General features: G+C 72.2%; 5 protein-coding genes and 1 pseudogene. 1 reads left to right on the top strand and 5 read right to left on the bottom strand.

Going from position 1 to position 4,421, the window contains the following annotated elements:
* Window positions 1-439 (top strand): C40 family peptidase (locus KN815_RS46940; protein ID WP_253209689.1); only part of this gene is annotated, 439 nt, incomplete at its 5' end.
* Window positions 440-459: 20 nt separating this feature from the next.
* Here KN815_RS46940 and KN815_RS46945 read toward each other — a convergent pair.
* From KN815_RS46945 to KN815_RS46965, 5 genes and pseudogenes are all read right to left on the bottom strand, one after another.
* Window positions 460-1,866 carry a styrene monooxygenase/indole monooxygenase family protein gene (locus KN815_RS46945; RefSeq protein ID WP_216347890.1) on the bottom strand — a complete coding sequence of 469 codons (1,407 nt, stop codon included), beginning with the start codon at window positions 1,864-1,866 and terminating at the stop codon, window positions 460-462.
* A 77-nt stretch (window positions 1,867-1,943) separates the two neighbouring features.
* Window positions 1,944-2,555, bottom strand: a complete 612-nt coding sequence (locus KN815_RS46950) for a GTP-binding protein (protein WP_228054154.1) — start codon at window positions 2,553-2,555, stop codon at window positions 1,944-1,946.
* Between the two features lie 34 nt (window positions 2,556-2,589).
* Window positions 2,590-2,982 carry a DUF742 domain-containing protein gene (locus KN815_RS46955; protein WP_216347891.1) on the bottom strand — a complete coding sequence of 131 codons (393 nt, stop codon included), beginning with the start codon at window positions 2,980-2,982 and terminating at the stop codon, window positions 2,590-2,592.
* Window positions 2,979-3,464 carry a roadblock/LC7 domain-containing protein gene (locus KN815_RS46960; protein ID WP_216347892.1) on the bottom strand — a complete coding sequence of 162 codons (486 nt, stop codon included), beginning with the start codon at window positions 3,462-3,464 and terminating at the stop codon, window positions 2,979-2,981. The genes KN815_RS46955 and KN815_RS46960 overlap by 4 nt, the downstream gene beginning before the upstream one ends.
* Window positions 3,461-4,421: pseudogene (locus KN815_RS46965) on the bottom strand (ATP-binding protein); the annotation flags it as partial. The gene KN815_RS46960 and the pseudogene KN815_RS46965, both read right to left, overlap by 4 nt.

The raw sequence follows: 4,421 nt of genomic DNA on the forward strand, positions 1-4,421 counted from the left end.
CGCCACCGTCACCGCGCCCCGCCCCCGCCCGGCCCCCGGCGGCCCCGGCGGCCCCGGAACGGCGACCGCGGAGGCCGGGAAGCGGGCGCTCGCCTACGCGCTGAACCAGATCGGCAAGCCGTATGTCTGGGGCGCCGAGGGGCCGAACTCCTTCGACTGCTCGGGACTGACCTCCTCCGCCTGGGCGTTTGCCGGACGGCTCATCCCACGCACCAGCCAGGAGCAGTGGCGCCAGTTGCCCCGGGTGCCGCTCGACAAGCTGCGCCCAGGCGATCTGGTGATCTACTACAAGGGCGCGAGCCATGTGGCGATGTACGCGGGCAACGGCCAGGTGGTCCAGGCGCCGCGCCCCGGCCAGCGGGTGAAGCTCTCCCCGCTCGCCGCCAATCCGCTGCATGGCGCGGTGCGCCCGGGTCCGGCCCCGGTGGCCAAGCGCTGAGCGCCCCGGCGACGCCGGTGTCAGCCGACGTACCGGATGGCCCCGGCCCCGGCCCGGTCGTCGTCCCCGGCCTCTTCGCAGACCTCGGCCCCTTCGCAGACCTCGGCCTCCTCACAGACCTCGGCCTCTTCGCAGACCTCGGCCTCCGCTTCAGCCTCAGCGGCCTCGGCCTCGGCCTCTTTCCTGACCTCGTCCAGATAGGCGGCCGTCTTCTCCGGCTCGTAGAAGAAGTTCTCGAAGTCGGAGGGGTCGTCGAAGCCGTTGGCGATGCGGTGGGCGACGGCGGGGAAGGCGGCCCCCGCCCCCAGCAGGTCCACGATGTGCTCCGGCGGCGGGCCCAGCATGGCGTTGGTCCACTTGGTGACGTGCCGCGCGCTCTCCCAGTAGCGGTCGAAGGTCGTCCGCATCCACTCCTCGTCGAACGGCCGGTCGCCGTGCTCGACGATGCTCTCCAGATAGGCCGCCGCGCATTTGGCCGCCGAGTTGGAGCCCTGCCCGGTGATCGGGTCGTTGGCCACCACGACATCGGCGACGCCCAGGACCAGTCCGCCGCCCGGCAGCCGCGCGACCGGGTTGCGCACGGTCGGGGCGTACCCCCCGGACAGCGTGCCGCCCGCGTCCGTCAGCTCGACCTTGGTGGCGCGCGCGTACTCCCAGGGCGTGAACCGCTCCATCAGCTCCAGGACGCGCGCCAGATGCTCCGAGGGGTCGGTGATGCCCTGGAAGGCGTCGGCCGGACCGCCCGGGACGCCCTCCCAGAAGAGGATGTCGGCGCGGCCGGTGGTGGTGAGCGCGGGCATCACGAACAGCTCGCCGACGCCGGGGACGATATTGCAGCGCACCGCGTCGATGTCGGGGTGTTCGGGGCGCGGGCCGAGCCCGTGCACATAGGCCACCGCGAGGGCGCGCCGCGGGGTGGCGTACGGGGAGCGGGCGGGGTCCCGGCCGAAGAGCGAGACCAGTTCGCCCTTGCCCGCGGCCACCAGCGCCAGGTCGTACTTTCTGTCGAGGACGTCCAGGTCGGAGACGGCGGCGCCGTGGACGACCACCTGGCCGCCGCGCTGCTCGAACGTCTCCATCCAGCCGGCCATCTTGATCCGCTGGTCGACGGACTGGGCGTGGCCCGCCAGCCGGCCGACCCAGTCGATGACCCGCGGATGGGCCTGGCCCTCGGAAACCGGCCGCCCGGCGACGGAGACCCCGAGGCCCTCGACCCGCGGCGCCCGATCCTCCCAGAAGTTGAGCGCCAGATCGCGCTCATGGCCCAGCGCGGTGTGGAACATGCACTGGGTGGACATCACCCGTCCGCCGCGGATCTCATCGGACGTCCGGTTGGACATCAGCGTGATCTCATAGCCCTTGGCCTGGAGGCCGAGAGCGAGTTGGAGCCCGGACTGACCGGCACCCACGATGAGTATCTTCCGCATGGCTGTCGACTCTCCCTCAAGCTCGGGCCGGTAAAGGGAATGGAGCCTTCCATCCCACGGGCGGAGCTGAGGTTACGTCACTCGGGTGAGGCGTCAACGGCGTGTCTCACCAGCGCCAGCAGCGCGTCCACGACCGCGATCCGGCGCCGGGCGTCCATCATCACCACCGGCACCGTGGACGCGACGGAGAGCGCGTCGCGCACATCCTCGGGCTCGTAGAGCGGGGTCCCCTCGAAGTGGTTGACCGCCACCACATACGGCAGTCCGAGGCTCTCGAAGTAGTCCAGCGCCGGGAAGCTCTCGTCCAGGCGCCGGGTGTCGACCATCACCACCGCGCCGATGGCCCCGCGCATCAGGTCGTCCCACATGAACCAGAAGCGCTGCTGACCTGGGGTGCCGAAGAGATACAGGACCAGATCGTTCTCCAGCGTGATCCGGCCGAAGTCCATCGCGACGGTGGTGGTCAGCTTCTCGGGCGTCGCCTCGAGATCGTCCACGCTCTCGCTGGCCTGCGTCATCAGCGCCTCGGTCTGGAGCGGAGTGATCTCCGAAACCGCGCCGACGAAGGTCGTCTTGCCGACCCCGAACCCTCCCGCTATCACGATCTTGGTGGCGATCGGCGCGCGGGAGCGGTCCGTCTGCCACCTCTGGAGCACCTCCTCGGCCCCGGGTATCCCGGCCCCGGGTATCTCCGACGTCGCCGGCGGGGTCGCCGTGATCGTCTCAGAGCCTGCGAAGTCCACTGAGCACCCTTTCGAGCAACGCGCGGTCCGGCTGGCCGGGGCCCCGCCCGGTGCCGTAGACGCGGATCTTTCCCTGGTCGGCCAGGTCGCTGAGCAGGACACGCACCACCCCGAGTGGGATCTTGAGCATCGCGGAGACCTCCGCGACGGAGCGCATCCTGTCGCACAGTTCGATGATCGCCCGGATCTCCGGCATCATCCGGGCGTTCAACCCACTGGGGGCCGGGTCGAGCCGTCCGTCCGGAGACTCCAGCGACGCCACGAAGGTCTCCACCAGCAGCACATGGCCGGAGCGGGTGCGACCGCCGGTGAGCGAGTACGGACGTACGCGAGCGGGTTTACGGGCGGGCCGGCTGGACCCGGCCGCCGTCACTGTGCGTGCTCCAGCGACCTGCGTAGTTCATTGCGGAGTTCGGGGGTGAGCACATGTCCGGCCCGGCCCACGAACAGTGCCATGTGATAGGCGACGACGGTCATATCGCAGTCGGGGGTGGCATGCACCCCGAGCAGCGAACCGTCGCTGATCGACATGACGAACAGACTGCCCTCGTCCATCGCCACCATCGTCTGCTTGACGCTGCCGCCGTCCATCAGCTTCGCCGCGCCGAGCGTGAGGCTGCCGACCCCCGAGACAATCGTCGCGAGATCCGCACTGGAACCCTTCGGGCCGTCCTGTGCCGCCGGATCGGACGCCACGGCATGGTGCCGTGTGTCGGAGGAGAGCAGCATCAGCCCGTCGGTCGAGACGACCACAACCGAGCGGACGCCCGGCACCTCCTCGACCAGGTTGGCCAGCAACCAGTGCAGATTACGGGCCTCGCGACTCAACCCGTACGTACTACTGGGCGCATTCACCCGCGTGCCTCCTCAACCGTGCCACCCTCGCTCTGCGCCCCCGTTTGTCCTGCTGTTCCCCGCTGCCGCCGCGCGGGCTCGCCACGGGCGGCGACCTCGGCGGCGGCGTCCCGGCGTCCGTCGCGGGCGCCGCGCTGGAAGCCGCCGAGCCGGCGCCGCAGCTCCTCCGCGTTCACCGAGCCGGTCCGCTCCCGTGAATCGGGCTCCCGGAGCGCCAGGTTCCGCGGGGTGCGTTTGGGAAGCCCCTTGTCGGTGCGCGCCGCCTCGTCCCGCGGGCGGGCGTGCTGGTCGGGGCCGATGGCGTACGGATCGACGCGGGACGGATCGACGCGGGACGGCTCACCGGGCGCCGCCGACTCACCGGGCGCCGCCGGGGCGCCCTGTGCTGCCGGGCTCCCCTGTGCTGCCGGGCTCCCCTGTGCTGCCGGGCCGCCGACCGCCGGGCCCCAGGCGTCCGCACCGACCGGGCGGATGCCGTGGCCCGGGCCGCCGAACCGCCGATCGAAGTCCTCGCCGTCGCCGCCCTCGCCGCCGCCCTCGCGGTCGTCGTGGTCCTCTCGGCTCTCGCGGCTCAGGCGATGGAGGGTCAGCTCCATCGTCCGCTCCACGGCCGGTATCTCCGGCTCCTCGACCTGGGCGGTCGGGACCGTCCGGGGTGCCGTGGCCGTCCGGGGTGCCGGGGCCGTCCGGGGTACCGGGGCCGGGGCGTCCGCGCCGTGCCGTACGCCGTCCTGCGCGTCGGTCCGGGCCGACTTGGGGACGCGCTTGGGCAGGGTGGGCAGCGCACCGCCGTTCCCCGGGCTCGGGTGGCCGCGCGGCGGCGTGGGGTCCATGGGGTAGTCACGGGCGGCCGGGTCCCCGGTCTGCCCCCACCGCTCGGCGGTGACGGCCCAGGCGGCGCCCGGCTCGGAGTCCGAGGCCGCCTCGACGGGCGTGGGCTCCGGGTCGAGCGCGGGC

The sequence above is a fragment of the Streptomyces niphimycinicus genome (assembly GCF_018883605.1).
Taxonomy (GTDB): domain Bacteria; phylum Actinomycetota; class Actinomycetes; order Streptomycetales; family Streptomycetaceae; genus Streptomyces; species Streptomyces niphimycinicus.

Bases quoted from the DNA above. Each gene is read 5' to 3' on its own strand.
- KN815_RS46945 (WP_216347890.1), bottom strand. From the start codon at position 1,866: ATGCGGAAGATACTCATCGTGGGTGCCGGTCAGTCCGGGCTCCAACTC.